The organism is Niallia sp. FSL M8-0099, from assembly GCF_038006945.1.
Taxonomy (GTDB): domain Bacteria; phylum Bacillota; class Bacilli; order Bacillales; family Cytobacillaceae; genus Niallia; species Niallia circulans.
The window spans coordinates 301,010-316,772 of sequence record NZ_JBBOWF010000001.1 but is presented as its reverse complement, the minus strand read 5'-3'; the positions used below and the strand labels follow the sequence as shown (position 1 = coordinate 316,772).

General features: G+C 36.2%; 13 protein-coding genes. All 13 read right to left on the bottom strand.

All coding sequences use genetic code 11. The features are described from left to right. Nucleotides 1–44 precede the first annotated feature (44 nt). The 13 genes from NSQ92_RS01440 to NSQ92_RS01380 all read right to left on the bottom strand — a co-directional run bounded on the left by NSQ92_RS01440 (nt 45) and on the right by NSQ92_RS01380 (nt 15,680). Entirely contained in the window at nt 45–1,325 is a 1,281-nt protein-coding gene (locus NSQ92_RS01440) for a hypothetical protein (protein WP_341152292.1), read from the bottom strand. A gap of 351 nt (nt 1,326–1,676) precedes the next feature. Continuing rightward, nucleotides 1,677–1,814 (bottom strand): small acid-soluble spore protein O, encoded by a 138-nt coding sequence (gene sspO / locus NSQ92_RS01435; RefSeq protein WP_047944664.1) that lies wholly within the window; start codon nt 1,812–1,814, stop codon nt 1,677–1,679. 114 nt (nt 1,815–1,928) lie between these two features. After that, the gene (locus NSQ92_RS01430) at nt 1,929–3,146 is read right to left on the bottom strand and encodes an MFS transporter (RefSeq protein WP_047944665.1); all 1,218 of its coding nucleotides are present in this window, start codon (nt 3,144–3,146) and stop codon (nt 1,929–1,931) included. A 260-nt stretch (nt 3,147–3,406) separates the two neighbouring features. Further along, the gene (locus NSQ92_RS01425; protein WP_061800630.1) at nt 3,407–5,245 is read right to left on the bottom strand and encodes a methyl-accepting chemotaxis protein; all 1,839 of its coding nucleotides are present in this window, start codon (nt 5,243–5,245) and stop codon (nt 3,407–3,409) included. A gap of 418 nt (nt 5,246–5,663) precedes the next feature. After that, nucleotides 5,664–6,161, bottom strand: a complete 498-nt coding sequence (locus tag NSQ92_RS01420; protein ID WP_047944666.1) for a GNAT family N-acetyltransferase — start codon at nt 6,159–6,161, stop codon at nt 5,664–5,666. Between the two features lie 12 nt (nt 6,162–6,173). After that, a complete protein-coding gene (locus NSQ92_RS01415) occupies nt 6,174–8,216 on the bottom strand; it encodes an ABC transporter permease (protein ID WP_047944667.1) in 2,043 nt (680 codons plus the stop codon). 202 nt (nt 8,217–8,418) lie between these two features. Beyond that, the gene (locus tag NSQ92_RS01410) at nt 8,419–8,850 is read right to left on the bottom strand and encodes a GNAT family N-acetyltransferase (RefSeq protein WP_047944668.1); all 432 of its coding nucleotides are present in this window, start codon (nt 8,848–8,850) and stop codon (nt 8,419–8,421) included. Nucleotides 8,851–8,854: 4 nt separating this feature from the next. Beyond that, the gene (locus NSQ92_RS01405; RefSeq protein WP_047944669.1) at nt 8,855–9,946 is read right to left on the bottom strand and encodes a threonine aldolase family protein; all 1,092 of its coding nucleotides are present in this window, start codon (nt 9,944–9,946) and stop codon (nt 8,855–8,857) included. A gap of 233 nt (nt 9,947–10,179) precedes the next feature. Then, entirely contained in the window at nt 10,180–11,982 is a 1,803-nt protein-coding gene (locus tag NSQ92_RS01400; RefSeq protein WP_061800626.1) for an ABC transporter ATP-binding protein, read from the bottom strand. Continuing rightward, a complete protein-coding gene (locus NSQ92_RS01395) occupies nt 11,979–13,718 on the bottom strand; it encodes an ABC transporter ATP-binding protein (RefSeq protein ID WP_047945026.1) in 1,740 nt (579 codons plus the stop codon). Before NSQ92_RS01395 ends, NSQ92_RS01400 begins: the two co-directional genes overlap by 4 nt. Nucleotides 13,719–13,854: 136 nt before the next feature. Beyond that, on the bottom strand, nt 13,855–14,163 hold the full coding sequence (locus tag NSQ92_RS01390) for a hypothetical protein (protein WP_047945025.1): 309 nt from the start codon (nt 14,161–14,163) through the stop codon (nt 13,855–13,857). Further along, nucleotides 14,148–15,170 (bottom strand): anti-sigma factor, encoded by a 1,023-nt coding sequence (locus NSQ92_RS01385; protein ID WP_047945024.1) that lies wholly within the window; start codon nt 15,168–15,170, stop codon nt 14,148–14,150. The genes NSQ92_RS01390 and NSQ92_RS01385 overlap by 16 nt, the downstream gene beginning before the upstream one ends. Nucleotides 15,171–15,173: 3 nt before the next feature. Continuing rightward, entirely contained in the window at nt 15,174–15,680 is a 507-nt protein-coding gene (locus NSQ92_RS01380; protein WP_047945023.1) for a sigma-70 family RNA polymerase sigma factor, read from the bottom strand. Between the last annotated feature and the right edge of the window lie 83 nt (nt 15,681–15,763).

Sequence of the window (15,763 nt, the reverse complement as noted above, 5' to 3'; positions counted from 1 at the left end):
CAGCAGTCTTTGGTGTATTTTAATACTAGTAATGTATCATTAATTTAAGAAAAAGAATCCTCGAGATTACTGATTTCTCCACTTTCGACATCGACGCAGTAGTTACAGTCCAACTTCCCGCATAGCACCCATTTCTTATCAGCGGGATCAAACACATAATAAGGGGTTAAGGTGAAATATGGCTTCAGCTTTTTGTAAGCTTCGTCTTTAGTAATTTTTATCTCCTTCTCTTTCTTAATTACTTCCTTTTCCTTTGCATCGAGAATTTCATCCCAAAGTTCTTTTTTATCCATATAATTCACTATCTTTCCCTCTTGATCATGAAAAGTAAGGATTCTTCCTGCAAATATACTTTTAGGGACATTTTCCTCAATCCGTGCAAGCAAATTAAAATTTTCTCTATATAAATATTTAAGCATCCATTTACCTGAATCATTCGGATACTTCATGCGCAAAAAATTGGTTACTTCTTGGATACATTTTTCTGTGTCTTCATCCGTGATTGGCAGCGAATCTGGATGTGGAATCTTTAAATATGCATCTTCCACACTTACTTCATTCGCCCAATCTAAGGGCTTCCTATCAAAATCATCCTCTTTTCCTTCCTGCCATTTTATCTCTTTGTTAATGTTTTTTCGAAAACCAAACTTCTCCTCCATAAATGGAAGGCTTCCTTTCCGATCATTTCTTATATACGTTTCTTCCACTCCATATACGATTAACTTGCCGTCCTCATTAGGAAATTCAGCTAAAACTACTTGATCTCTCGCTATATCCTCGATATCTGCTAGCGATAAAGTATATTTTTCTTCTAACTCTTTCTTATTCGTTAACACACTTATATGTTTCGAATAAAATGTTAGCTCTCCGTCTTCGTTAAACTCTACAGTTATTGAAGAGGATGGAGATAATGGAATACCATTCCACTGTTCCTCAAAGTAATACTCTCTTTTGTCTCTTTGCTTGCAAATAAAATCCTTCTCTATATTTAAGCCTGTGAATTCGGCAAGCCATTTTTTTACCTCTTTTACATCTTTATGTGGAAATACTACCCCATTTTTCGCATAGGTTACTCCTTGGACAAAAATAACAGATTCGAATTCCTCCGTATGTATATTTATATCAATCGAAGCAGTCCCTTCCGGATTCTCCTCCTCATCTGTCCAATCGGCGTATTTATTCGGAAACCATTCCATATTTAAGAAATACACTGTCTCGCCATCCAATGTAAGCTGTCTAAATAAATGATGTCTACCTAAATAATAATCTTCTAACCCCCATTGTCTCCTTGTTAAATTAATTAATTTTTCAATTCTTGTATCCATTCTTAACTCCTCCTTTATATCACTTTCTAATCTATCACATCCCATATATCATCTTCCAGCAATATCCATCCAGCCCTTTTTGGCTATTGCAGTATCACCTGCCAATCCATGAATATAGCCCCTTAGGTGAACATCTTCTTCCTTTAACCCTTGGGCATCCTATGTTCGCTAAATCACATCTTTTCATTTCTTCGCTATTCAGTAAATATTCCACTTCTCTTCACACTCTCTAAAAATTTCTTCTATGATACCAACAGCTTGATATTTTTTGTTACATACTCCTTCTATTCTGTTGACTTTTTCCTGCTCGAAAAAAAGTATCCTCATTTGAAGGATACTTTTCGGAACACTTTATTGTCTTTTTTTCGTCTTTTTATTATTTAATTTCTCCGCTGCTGTTAATGGTTCATTGGCAAATTCATGATCATATTGACGAGCTGTATCATTTTGTACTGCTTGCTTCGCATTTTTATTTTTATTTTTTGTCATGATTATCACCTCCACCCATTATTCTCTCTTGCTCCTTTTTGAAATATGTAAGAACTTAGGTGTATTTTATAATAAAACAGAGACCCCCATTTGGCATTGGAAGTCTCTTAAAATTTATTTCCCATGTGTAACTATTTTAACTTTTTGTTTCATGGTTGGACTAAATATATTCCCTTTTTTATAAGCAATCCCTGTAGCTACAATCAGCAGAATACCTGTTACAATAAACACAGACTGAGCAGGGAGAACTCCTCCAAGGAAACCACCAATCATCGGTCCAAACATTCCTCCTAGTTGATTGGCTGTTTGATTTAAACTAAAGGCTCTGCCACGGAAATCCTCTGCTGTTGATTTCACAACTAACCCATTTAATGCTGGGAATACTGCACAGAAGAAGAGTCCAAAAATGAAACGAGTAATTGAAAAGCCCCAAATATTACTGAAAATGATTTGGGCAAAAGTACCAAGCCCGCCGCCCAGTAATCCGATAAATAAGACGCGGTTAAATCCAACCTTATCCGCCCACTTACCCCAATATGGTGCCATTATGACACTAGCAATACCAGGGAGTGAGAAGATTATACCTGCTAATAAGGAGGCTTTGTCCATGGAACCTCCGACCTCTAATATATAGAGAGGCAATATTGGCTCAATCGTCATGATCGAGCATGAGGTAACAATTGTTAACAAGAGTACAAGCATCAACGGTTTATTGGAAAAAGCAATCCGCAAGTCATTTCTGACAGATCCTTTTTCTTTACTTGGCGAAAAATTATCCTCTTTTACCCAGAAAATAATTAAAAACGTTGCAATAAAAACAAGGAGCCCAGCACTCGCAAAGGAAAGTCGGTTTCCAACTAATTGGGAGATTACGCCTCCAATCAACGGACCCATAATCCCACCCGATGCGGATGCCGTAGAAATCATTGATAATGCATAACCAGTTTTATCTGAAGGAGTATTCGTTCCAATTAAAGCTATCGCCCCAGGAATAAATCCAGACAACAATCCTTGCAGAATACGAAGTACTAATAGCTGATAGGGATTGGTAACAAATGCAGCTAACGTATAAACAACAAATAGCACAAACCCCGCGCGAATAATCATCGGTTTTCTTCCATATTTATCGGCAAGCCTTCCCCAAAACGGTGAAGCAAACGCACCGGCAAAAAACGCTGCACTAAATAGTACTCCAGCCCAAATCTCTGTGTTTTCATGAACATTTAATTCAATAAGAAAAATTGGTAAAAAGGGAATTACCATGTTAAAGGATGCAGAGGTAAAGAAAACCCCTATCCATAAAACAAGCAAATTCCGCTTCCAAATTTCCATTTAGTATCGCTCTCCTAAAACATCAGCAATCAACAACTAAGCCAATGAGATTTATTTCCTCCATCATAGCATACAACCATTTATTTTTATACCCGAAATTTCCATTTCCCGAATAATTTAGGCTGCGGGCGATTACCACAAACCTTCTTTCTTAAAATAAATAAAAAACCCAAACAATTATACGAATTTTTTTAGTGTGTACGTATAATTGTTCGGGATTAAATTTAATTGGAATACTTATGTCCCAACCTTTTTAATGCTTAATTGATTTTAAATTCTTTTACTAATCCATTTAACTCTACTGCTAAGTTAGATAATTCATGTGAGCTATCTGAGAGCTCTTGCATAGAGCTGCTTGTTTGTTGAACGGAAGCGGATGTTTGTTCAATCCCTGCAGCTGCTTCTTCGGAAATTGCAGCGATATCTTCAATCGAACGATTCATCTCTTTACTTGTTTCTAAGATAGATGCTAGATTTTCGGAAACAACTTCAATGCTATTTACCATATCATTAACAGCATCTTTAATACCTTCGAATGTTTCCCCAGTCATCTTAATCTGTTCCGCCCCCTTCATTACTTCTTCATAACCACCTTGCAAGGATTCTGTTACCACACTTGATTCTTTTTGAATGCTTCCGACAATATCGGTAATATCTGTGACGGAGAAAGCAACTTGCTCTGCCAGCTTCCTCACTTCATCTGCAACTACCGCAAATCCTTTTCCATGCTCTCCAGCACGTGCTGCTTCAATAGCTGCATTTAAAGCAAGTAAGTTTGTTTGATCTGCAATCCCCTTAATAACAGAAACTAACTTAGATATTTCGTGCGATTGGGTATCCAAGCCACGCACTTTATCCACAGCTTCCTTCATAATTTGATTAATTACATTCATTTGTTCAATAGAAGATCCCATTAAGCGACTGCCATCATTTGTCATGCCTAATACCTTATTTGATGATTGATAAATTAGTTCCCCTTGATTATAAGCATCACCGATTGTGCCAGAAAAAGATTCCATTGATGATGCTAAATCAGTAGCTGTATTTGCTTGACTTTCTGCTCCTGACGATAGCTCTTGCATGGTCGTTGCAACTTGCTGACTTCCAGCAGTTACTTCATTAGTAGATTGGGATAGGTTCTCACTCTGCTTGTTTACTGTAATCGATACTTCTGATATTTTTTGAATGACCATTCGTAAATTATTGCTCATTTTATTCATGGACTGAGCTAATTGGCCAATCTCATCTTTACCTTTGTAGTTAACCTCTTCTACCGTTAAATCTCCTTGTGCAATCGTATCACTAACCTCTACTACTTTCTTTAAGTTACGTGTAATTCTGCTGCTGATAATAATAATTAGCACCGTACCAATTAGCAATGCTGTAATCATAGAGATAATTAAAGTCTTGGTTGCAACACTTCCACTAGCGATTGCGTCTACCGCTGCCTCTGTCCGACTAACTTGTACCTGTTCTTGCATTTTATTTAAAGCAGTAATTGTTCTATTGCGAATAGTTGTATTGGTTAAACTTAAGGAATTAACCGCCGATCGATCGTTTGCTTCAATCGCAGGAATAATCTGCTCTAAGAATAAGTCATTCATTTGTTTATTGCGATCTACCACTTCATCGAATAACGCTTTTTCATCTTTATTTCGAAGATCTTTTTTTATTTGTTCTTCATATTCATTAAATTTAGTATTAATCACCTGAAATTCATCCACATATGTAGGGTTTTGATAGTCCAGATAATTTAAAATACTAAGACTTTTCTCTCGGGTAAGTGATCCCATTTCCGTAATAATAAGTGCTTTTTCATCTGTTTTATTTAATTGCTCAATACTATTATTAATATGGATTAAACGCGTCGTTACTAATACTGTAGTAATGGTTAAAAGAGCAAAAACAAATAATAATGTTATTCCATATTTCCAGCCAATTGTAATATTATTAAATTTAGTGAACCGGCTATTAACTCCTCTTAAAGTTCTATTCCCTGATATCTTTCTGATATTTAGTTTGCTAAAAATAGATTTCTGCGATTTTTTTTCTTTCTTTAAACTGGTTATTTTTTGTTTTTTAAATTTCATTTTCGCCATCACAAGTTCTCCCCTTTGATGATTTCAAACCTCCACTACTAAAGAGATTTTTCTCTTCTATTCCAAAATAGCAATTTTTGTTTTTTTGTTTATTCCTCCTTCTCATTAAATATCGATCTTTCTGCTTATCTGCCTCTATTTTTATTGTGGCTATGTATGATTGTAATTAGTAAAATAGAATCAGACCCTTTATAAAGCAAGGTACTTTATTACTTTGTATGTATAATACTAATGTAATTTACAGAATAATTCAATTTTATTTACAAATAATTTATCGGACTTTTTACCCTTTTGTTTATATTTAAATAATTTTTTATTATATTATTTCCCTTTATTTTCAACTCTTTAATTAGTGATTCTGTCCAAAATAAAAACAGTGATAGCTTTATCTCATAAAGCTATCACTGTTTTACATTTTTTATAAATAGAGAACCATTAACTCTTCGTCATAATATTTTCCGTTTATTTTTATCGCCTTTCGATCGATTCCATACGTTTCAAATCCAAATGCTCGATATACTTTTTTTGCAGCTGTATTTTCTGCAACAACTGCTAAGTATACTTGTTCTATTCCCTGTAAATCACGTGATTTTTCTATTGTGGCTTTGAGCAATTGCTTCGCCACACCTTTCCCTCTACGTTTAGGGGTCACATAGACAGCGTAAATATTCGCACGATGGCTCATTTTTATCTTGGTTTCTCTCATTAATGTTACAACGCCTACTAAATCCTTTTCCACAAATGCCCCATATACATAAGACGATGGATCACTTAGCCTGCTTTGTGTTCGACTTAGCGGATAATCCTTTTCTTCCTCATAGCTAGAACCAAATGCTTCGGGATTAATTTGCAATGCTTCTAATCTGAGGGCGAAATAAGCCTCTGCATCATCGGGGCGTAATTGCCTGATTTCCATTTGGATCTCTCCCTATCTGATTTGATTAAAGCTGGATTTTGAAATCGGATAAGTTTCTAATTTGCTAGCATTCGCTTTTTTCTCACCTCGAAGTTTTGGAAGTTTATATGTTACTCCCACTTTAACCTGCTGCATTTCTTTTACTCCTTGAATAATTAGTTGCATCGCAAAAATCGATAACATAAAAGCAACTAAAATATAGAAATACCAAAAGCGTCCTGAGGATATTGTACTTCTTCCTACTTGTCCAATTAATCCAGACCACTCATAGGTACTAGACATTGGCGGATCAGGAAACAATGGATCAAAAGATACTTTAGTACCGCCAAAGAAGTAATTAAAAAGACCTAGATGCATAAATATTAGCAACACTTGAATAAACTGCTGCCCAAATAGAATCGTCAAACGAGCGCTTATATGTGGTAAAACATGTCTTGTAAAAAGCTTAAGCTTATTTCCGCCTAATACTTTTGCACTGATTATAAATTCATTTTCCAAGACATGGTTCATTTCTTTTCCGATAAGAACTGTAGTTAGCGGGAGCACCAGTATTGTTAATATCAGTGTTTCTAATAAAATACGCTCTGTAAAAGTGTTTGTGTATCCTTCTATAGTTGGTACAAGTATAGGCCTTAATAGTATATAAGCAACAAGACTCAACGGCATAAAGTGTATAGAATCAGATAATTTTGCGAAAATACTTTGCAAGCCCTTAGTAAAATAGAAGGAATAAAATATAGCCAATATTAATCCTCCTATCACGCGTAAAAAAGCAATCAAGAGAGCAAAAAACAATGTATACTTTGCACCCACCACAAGTTGATCAAATAAGCTGTATCCTAATTTATCCGATCCAAAAAAGAAAGGTTCAGTTGGTGCATGCGGCATAGCAGAAATTAGCGTAGATCCATCATCCGCATAATACAATCTGATTTGGTCAATATGATTATCTGTTATAAGAGAATACGCTACACTATAGCCGATTACACCAATAAAAAATAAACTACCTAAAGCAAACTTCCAATTTTTCATGTATGAACCAAATACTTGAAGAAACTTTATAAAGGGCCTACCCACGGAAAATGTATGCCATTTTATAAGGCTTATTGAATCCCTAATATTTTTAAAATAAATTTTCACTGATGCAACCAGATTATTTATTCTCCAATGATACTTCCAAGCGTTTTTCTTCACATCTTTCACTGTTTCTTTTTCTTCCCTTACAACCTCCTCCATTAATTGAAAGAATACAAAGAAAGGAGTAAAGATTAATAAGAGCGAAACAGCGATGGTGATAGGAGTAAAATTCTCTACAAGAAAATAGGTAATTCCATGAACATTAAACAAACGTTCCATTATAAATTGACTAGAAAGCATCCCCCAGATAATAATCTTTAAATGGTGATAGGAAATCGGAATAATATTACGCAGTATATGCTTAAGTAAAATGGCAATATTGGCAATCCCTTTGCTTCTGGCAAAAGTAACGTAGACCTTTAAATATTCTTCTTCCATCATTAAAAGCAATATTTTAAATAGCGAAACAGCAGGTATAATAGCTAACGTAATAATTGGGGCTAAGTAGGCTTCATTGGAGTAGCTTGCCACCGCAAATATCTCTACACCCGTTTTCATATAGATAACAACTACTATTGTTTGCAAAAGTGTAGCAATAATAATATCTGGAATTGATTCTATTAAATCCAGAAATCTTTTTAATGGCTGTAACAGAAACTTCGGCAGAAAAAAGAATGATAAGGATAAAATAAAAGCAACGAAGCATCCGAGGAGAATAGCGCAAAGCAAAATTTCCATCGAATAAATAAAAGCTGGCCAGAGTACATCTAATATTGGTTTTTGATCTACACCATTTAATGTGTATACCCAGCCTTCTTTTTGAAAAAATTCCTTCGACAAAAAGGAGAATAGAGTGGAGAAATATCCCTCTCCCTCAGGAAAATCTCTCATTTGAAAGTATTTTGGAAAAACACTTAATGCTAGTATCGCAATAGTTCCTAGTAAATAATAGATAATAATTTTCGCGAATTTTCTCATTGATCCCCTTTTCTCCTATCTAAATATTTATACTATTCAAATTATATGGATATATTAATCAATTATCAACCTATTTTTTCCAAACCATAGGATAAAAAAATGGGGCTTCTAATTTAATTAATAGAAGTGAAGTCTATATATTTATTTGGATAACCGAGGGAATTTCAATCCTATCTTTGCTCTTTTCAGCCAAACAGATCTTCTACTTCTTCTCATCAACCAGCCTTTTCTGCAAGAAATATTGTTTAACACCTTCCGAAAAGTTATCTAATGTCCCAAATACTTCATAGCCATGCTTCTCATAAAAGGCCGGAGCTTGAAAGCTGAACGTATCAAGGTAAATAAATGTACATCCTTTTTCTAATGCAGCTTGTTCCATTTTTGCCAGCAGTTCGCTTCCATATCCTTTTTTTCTGACACTCGTGTCCACCCATAAGAAATCAATATGCATATGCTGCCAAAACATATGACCAGTAATACCTGCCTTGATTATGCCCTCATCATCTTTTACAACAAAACTAATATTTTCATAGGGGCTTTTTAATTTTTCTGGTAGTTGCTCCATATTATAAGCAACCAGTTTTCTTCGAATATAATCACTATCTTCCTGAACCCATTGCTGGATAATTTCCATTATGTCATCCTCTTCTCTTCTTTATTTTTTCAGCAAATAAACTAAACATTTCCCTGACAGCCTCTTTCGGAACTTCTTGATAAGCATCCCCTAAGCTGATTTCAAAGGATGAGTTTTTCTCGTCAATCTCCTTCACATAGCCGCTTATTCCAATTCCTGCTATCTCATGAACAACAGTTAAAATTTGTTCTACTTCTTCTTTTCCCAACTCAAAATGAACGTGGAACATATTAGACACTGGTACAACCGGAAGAGTGCGAACTCCTTCGCACCCATTAAATAGTGCGGCCAGCTCTTTAGCAGATTCATAGTATTCAGCCATTTTCGAAGCGCGTTTTTCATAATAATAGTCAGCAGACAAAATATACGGATACAAACTGATTAAATCACCGCCATATCTTCGCTTCCAAACCTTGGATTGACTAGTAAAATCAGCATTCCCCGCAAGTATGGCCCCAGCAATTCCCCCAATTCCTTTATAAAAAGACAGATAGACACTATCAAACAATGCACATACTTCTGCAGCAGTTTTTTGATAGTAAGGGAGCACCTCTAATAATCTTGCACCATCAAGATGGAGTTTAATGCCTTGTTCTTTACAATAGAATGAAATTTGTTCTAATGTTTCAAAGCTTGGTAGTTGTCCCCCAATTTCTCGCTGCGGCAATTCTAACAGCACACAGGCAACTCCGCGCTCCATCTCTTTAATATCATCTAACCCTATTACTCTAGTCTCATCGGCCAAAAGAATCGTTTCTATTTTATGAAGCTTCTTTAATCCATCTTGTTCATGTATTTCTAAATGACTTAATGGGTGATAAGCGACTTTTCCTAAGTCTTTTTCATCACACCATATACGGAGTGCGATTTGCTGTGCCATTGTCCCACTGGGAAAAAATACAGCCGTTTCTTTTCCTAATAGATCAGCCATTTTTTGCTGAAAGTCTTCTATTATTTTTCCTTGTCCGTAAATATCACTTTCTGCATTTTCATCTATTTCTTGTAACGCTTCTTTTAATACTTGGACATTTCTTTTGCCATGATTGCCTAGTTTATAGGTTGTTTTGTTATAGGATTCCCTTATTATATTTGTCATTCTTTCCCCTACTCCCACTCAGAATATTTCGACTATAGAATAACTATAGCACTTTTATATTCTGCGATGTATTTTTTATCCGTTTATTCTTTTGTTTCCCTACAAAAAGCGAACGAGCCCACTTCTATTTCATAAATGAGTATTTCGACATTTCTCTGTTCCCTTTTCTCCTCCTCCAACCACAAAAAGAACAGTAATCTCTCTCATAAGAAATTACTGTTCCTTGCCTTTAATTATAGCAACTGTGCATTTGTATGATTGACGGTTGCTTCTCCTATATCTGTTTCCCGCTTGAATAAACGCGTGTATACTCCATTATTATTCTGTAACAGTTCTGTATGGGTGCCTTCTTCGACAATTACTCCATTATCTAATACGATAATACGATCTGCGGCTAATACGGTTGATAACCGGTGAGAAATAATGAATATCGTTTGTTTCTTCGTTGTTTTCAAAACCGCTTCATTAATTTTCGCCTCTGTAATTGGATCTAGTGCCGAACTTGCTTCATCCAAAACAAGAATCGGCGCATCCTTTAGAATGGCCCTTGCTAAGGACAGACGCTGTTTTTGACCGCCAGAGAGAAGGCTTCCTCTTTCGCCAACTTTTGTATTTAGTCCATCTGGAAGGGAGTCTACTAATTCACCTAAACCGCTCGCACGGAGAACCTCATCCAATTCTTCCTCTGTTGCCTCTTTTTTGCCGATTCGTAAATTATCTGCTAATGTCCCACTTCGCATTAATACATCTTGGGTGACAATGGCCATTTGTGAGCGAAGCCAATCTGTATCCCATTCTTTAATTTCTCGACCATCTACTTCAATCGATCCTTCTGTCGTATCATATAATCGAAACAGCAAGTCAATAATCGTTGATTTCCCTGAACCACTTGGTCCAACTAACGCTATTTTTTCTCCTGCCTTAATGGTAAATGAAACACCCTTTAAGACATTCTCCTCTTTATCAGGGTAAACAAAGGAAACATCTTTCAAACGAACGTCACCCTTTGCTCTTGTTCCCTTCAACCCTTGCTTCGTTTCTGCTTCCGATACTGGTTGTGACAGCAAAATATCCGAGCGATCCAACGCTGGTCCTGTTCTTCTGACCGAAAGCCAATTCCGAAGAAGTCGCTGCATTTCATTTGCTGCAATAGTTACTAAGCCACCTGCCGTAAGCATTTGACCACTTGTTAAATCGTTATTCCAAATAAGTAATGTACTAATAAAATATACTAGACCTAATGCAAAACCATTATAACTTGCAATCACTACAACCGATTGCATTCTTGCTTTTAATTCTTTTAGAGAATGTTTCACAAAAGAATCCCTAATGGAAATAACACTTTCCACTTCACTATCGGAAACACCCATTACTCGGGAAAGATGAATACCTGTTACAGATTCTCTTAATCTCTCTAAATATCTAGAGGCTTCTGCCCGAGCGTCCGCTGATGCTGCTCTCGTTCTTGCGCCAACATAGTTCGATGCCCAATAAAAAAGGATTCCAAGCACAACACTTGTGATCATTAAATACGGGTGAATGAAAAGTAGAACGATACTATAAATCACTACCCCTTGTGCACTCGCCATAAAAGTTGACCCTTCCCATGCTAAAAAATTATGAAGGGTATCTGGATCATCCGAAGTTCGTGCTAGCAATTCTCCAGATGAATTGTTTTGATAAAACGAAAAAGGCAGTACTTGCAGATGTCCAAATAATCGTAGTTTTTGCCTATTTGTAACAGACTTTGCTGTAATATGGCAAAAATACTCATCAATTATCATCATTCCTAAATCTAATACAGCAGATAATACCAATAACCACATTAATCCCCATAACCATGTATGATTCTCACTTGGCAGGATGGTATCAATGAGCCAGCTCAATGCTAAAGTTGGTATTAATGCAGAAAAAACTTGGCTAATCGCAATAACGATAGAATCGCCAATTACCCATTTCTTATAAGGCATTAAAAATCGAATAACACGTTTGCCGTCGCCCATTTGCTTTTGGTTGGAGATTTTCTGCTTACTCATCCAATCATCTCCTTTTCTAGCTCGCTATATTGTGCTCGATATAATTGGTAATACTGCCCTTTTAACGCTAGCAGCTCTTCATGAGTTCCTTGTTCGGCAACCATTCCTTGATCAAGCAAAAGGATAGTATCTGCCTTTCTAACGGTTATCAAGCGATGGGCAATCGTAATGGTTGTTCTCCCTGGAATTAACTGTTCCAGCGATTCTTGAACCTTCTCTTCTGTTTCCCCATCTAGGGATGACGTCGCTTCGTCAAAAATCAATACTGGCGGCTGGCGCAATATCGCTCGTGCAAGGGCAACCCTCTGTCTTTGACCTCCAGATAGTTTTAAACCGCGTTCTCCGACAATCGTTTCATATTTATCCTCTAAAGAATCAATCAGCTCTTTTAACCCTGCCGCTTCCACAGCCTGTTCCAGCTCTTCCATCGTTGCATCTGGTTTACCATATAAAAGATTGTTGCGAAGCGTACTATTTAATAGAAAGGTTTCTTGTGAGACCACACCTACCTGTCTGCGAAAACTATTGCGATTATAAGCAAAGAGATCTTTTCCATCGATGGTGACAGAACCTTTCTCCGGTTCATATAATCCCAGCAGTATTTGAATAAGTGTACTCTTTCCGCCCCCACTCGTTCCAACAATACCGATATGCTTTCCTTTCTCTACCGATACCGACACACCTTTTAATACTTGCTTCTCACTTCCTGGATAGGAGAACCAAATATTATGTAAATCAATTTCCCCTTGGACTGAACCAAAATTCGGAAGATTTTGTTCATGCTCTTCTGGCAGATCAAAATATTCGTAGATTCGTTGTAAAGCAGGAATCGCCTGCTGAATCGTTAAAGCATTTTCCGCTAAGGAACGAACTGGCTGAAACATAATCGGAATAAAATTCAAGCAGGAAATAAGTGTTCCAACCGTAATATTCCCTTGCCAAATTGCCAATCCGCCAATAAGCATCACCACACCAGGTGTAGCAATATTAAATAAATTTCCAAGACGCCAATTGACTTTTCCGATTAAAGCTGCCCGGATAGAATAATTTTTCCAATTTGTTAGTTTCTGCTCTTGAGTTGCTATTTCGTCTTTTTGTGTTTGATAGGTTCTTACTAGTCGAACACTCTCAATGCTTTCCTGGAGATGCTGATACATATCTGCACTCATGTCTCTTTGTACGGCACTCATCTTCCGCATGGTCTTCCCTAATTTAAAGGATGGAAAAATATAAATAGCAAATACTGCGAACATCACAATCGCTGCTGGCCAATATATTGCAAACACGGTGATAAAAGCCGCTACCGCACTAATCACTTGCTGAAGAATCCGAGGTACCACGGTATTGTTCAAATTCTGAATAGATTCTACATCATGGGTCAGGCGATATAACATGTCTCCACGAGGTGTATTCGAGAAAAAGGACATCGGTGTTCGATGAAGCCTTTTAAAGGCACGAATCTGCATATCTGTAATAACATCAAAACCAATCTTCACCTGTACAAATTCTTGTAAGGATTCAAATAGCGCTTTTCCTAAAAATGCTGCTAATATTCCGAAAACAATCCATAATATAAAGGCTATCGGTTTATCACCGATTACTTCGTCTACCAATTTCCCGACAAGGATTGGAGGTAGAATCGTAAACGCACCGCCAACTAATGAGAAAAATAAGGCAATCAGTAACTTGCGCCAATATGGTTTAAAATGCTGTAAAGTAGTTCTTAATAAGTTCATTCTTTCTCCTCCCCACAAAGAGTTATTGTATTACAAATAATGAAAATATTCACCATAATTTCTAAAAATTTTTCGGATTATGAAATTTCTTTCTTTTTAAAATAAAAAAGCTACCTTAATAGTAGCTTTTTTCAGCTTATGGTTTTGGATTGATTGTCCAGGCTAAGCCAAACATCATAATGAAGAAAACGAAAATAAAAACACTAAGAGAAATACCTATAATCGCAAACGCCCTTGACCTATTTCTTGTAAATAAACCAATTATCCCTAAAAGCAAACTAATGAATGGGATTTTTGTAAAGACTAATTCAGGAAAAATATCCACCTCAAAAATAAGCCCTAAGTTTATTCCTGTTAATGCAACTAAGCTTAATAAAAATGAAACAAGTCCAGTCCATGTATTTTTTGTTGATCTTATTCTTTGTTTTTTCAATACCAATTCCATAACCTCACTTCCCCTAGCTTCATTCCTTTAACCATATCGTTGTCCTGCAGCTTAACAAGCGATTCTTTTGGCCCTGTTACAACAGCTCCATAAATGTGAATACCATTTTTCTGCAGATAGGCGATTCTCTCAGGCAAAGCCAGGGGTCTTTCCGCAATCGTTTCTGCCGTTTCTTGATTTTTGCTTAGAAACGTAAGTATTTCCATGAATTGCTTACTGTTTATTTCATCGCTATTAAAAGGAGACCAATTATCAGGATCTTCTTGTGCCGGATATCCAATAGGGGAAATATAATCGCCATCTGCACTTAAATTTTTCTCTTCTAAACCTGTATCAACTGCGAACCAAATTAAATCTATATCCTTTGGAAATTCACTAAAAAGCTCTTTTTCTGTATATAATTGGTCAAATGAAACAAAAGCCTCTGCAACAGTTCCATCCGGCAATCCTTTTAATACCGTTTCGTCTTGTTTAACTGTATAAGGAATTGCTCTATGGGGGTGAAATAATACTTCCTTATCCTCATCGCGGTATTCAGTAAATGGTTTTTCTGTAATAAAACTTGTATCTGGAAAAGAAGGCGTACTAAAGGTGAAGTGAGCCTTTGAATCTCCAATTCGAACATCCTTTTTTCCTACCCTTTTATATAGATCATAGGATAAATCCATATTGAAGAAGCCTATCTTGCTGTCAATCTCCATTTCTTCTAAGCTTACATTCGGTTTGGTAATATAAATCGTTTTGTCCATGATATCAATTAAATCATTCGCCTTATTTCCTATTCCGTAGTAAAGATAGCTCCCTAGCGTTGCAGCCGGGATGATAAGGAGGAGAATGGTAAGACTATATAAAATGTTGGTAAGTCTTGCCTCCACTTTCCCTCTTCTTACAATCAATTGCTGATCCTTATCTGTAAATGGGGTCTCTGCTTCAAATTCATCTATTGCCTCTTGGATTTTATTTAGATAATCTTTCTCTTCTTCTTCTTTAAATCCATCTTTTTTCATAAGTTACCTGCCTTTCTTTCCCATGCTATTTTCCTCTGCCTTTTGAACCATCCTGTTCAATTTTTTTCTTCCGCGGAAGACATGGCTCTTCACCGTATTTTCTTTTAGATTTAGCACTGCAGCTGCTTCTTTATAAGGAAACTGATGGAAATCACACAAAATAATCGCATTTGCTTCTTTCTCTGAAAGCTGGGATATATAGTATAAGAGCTGGTTAAAGCTTTCTTTATGCACGATTTTACTTTCTGGTGTGGAATTGTTTATTTCCTCCTGAAAGGATTCCTTTAGAACAATTCGTTTTCTTTTTCGGGTGTAATCGATAAATGCATGATAAGCTACTTTGAATAACCATGGTTTGATTTCCAGAATGTCATAAGTATCTAATTGTTTATATGCTCGGTAGAAGGCATCTTGTACCAAGTCCTCTGCAGTATGATGGTCCTTTGAAAGGGAATATAGATAACGATATAATTCATTTACATACATGCGATATGCATCATCTAGCTCCAAACTTTTTCCCCCTTTCACCTAGACCACGTTTCATCCATACATAAAGTTGCACTTTTTGTAAAAAAATTCATTTTACGTTTATC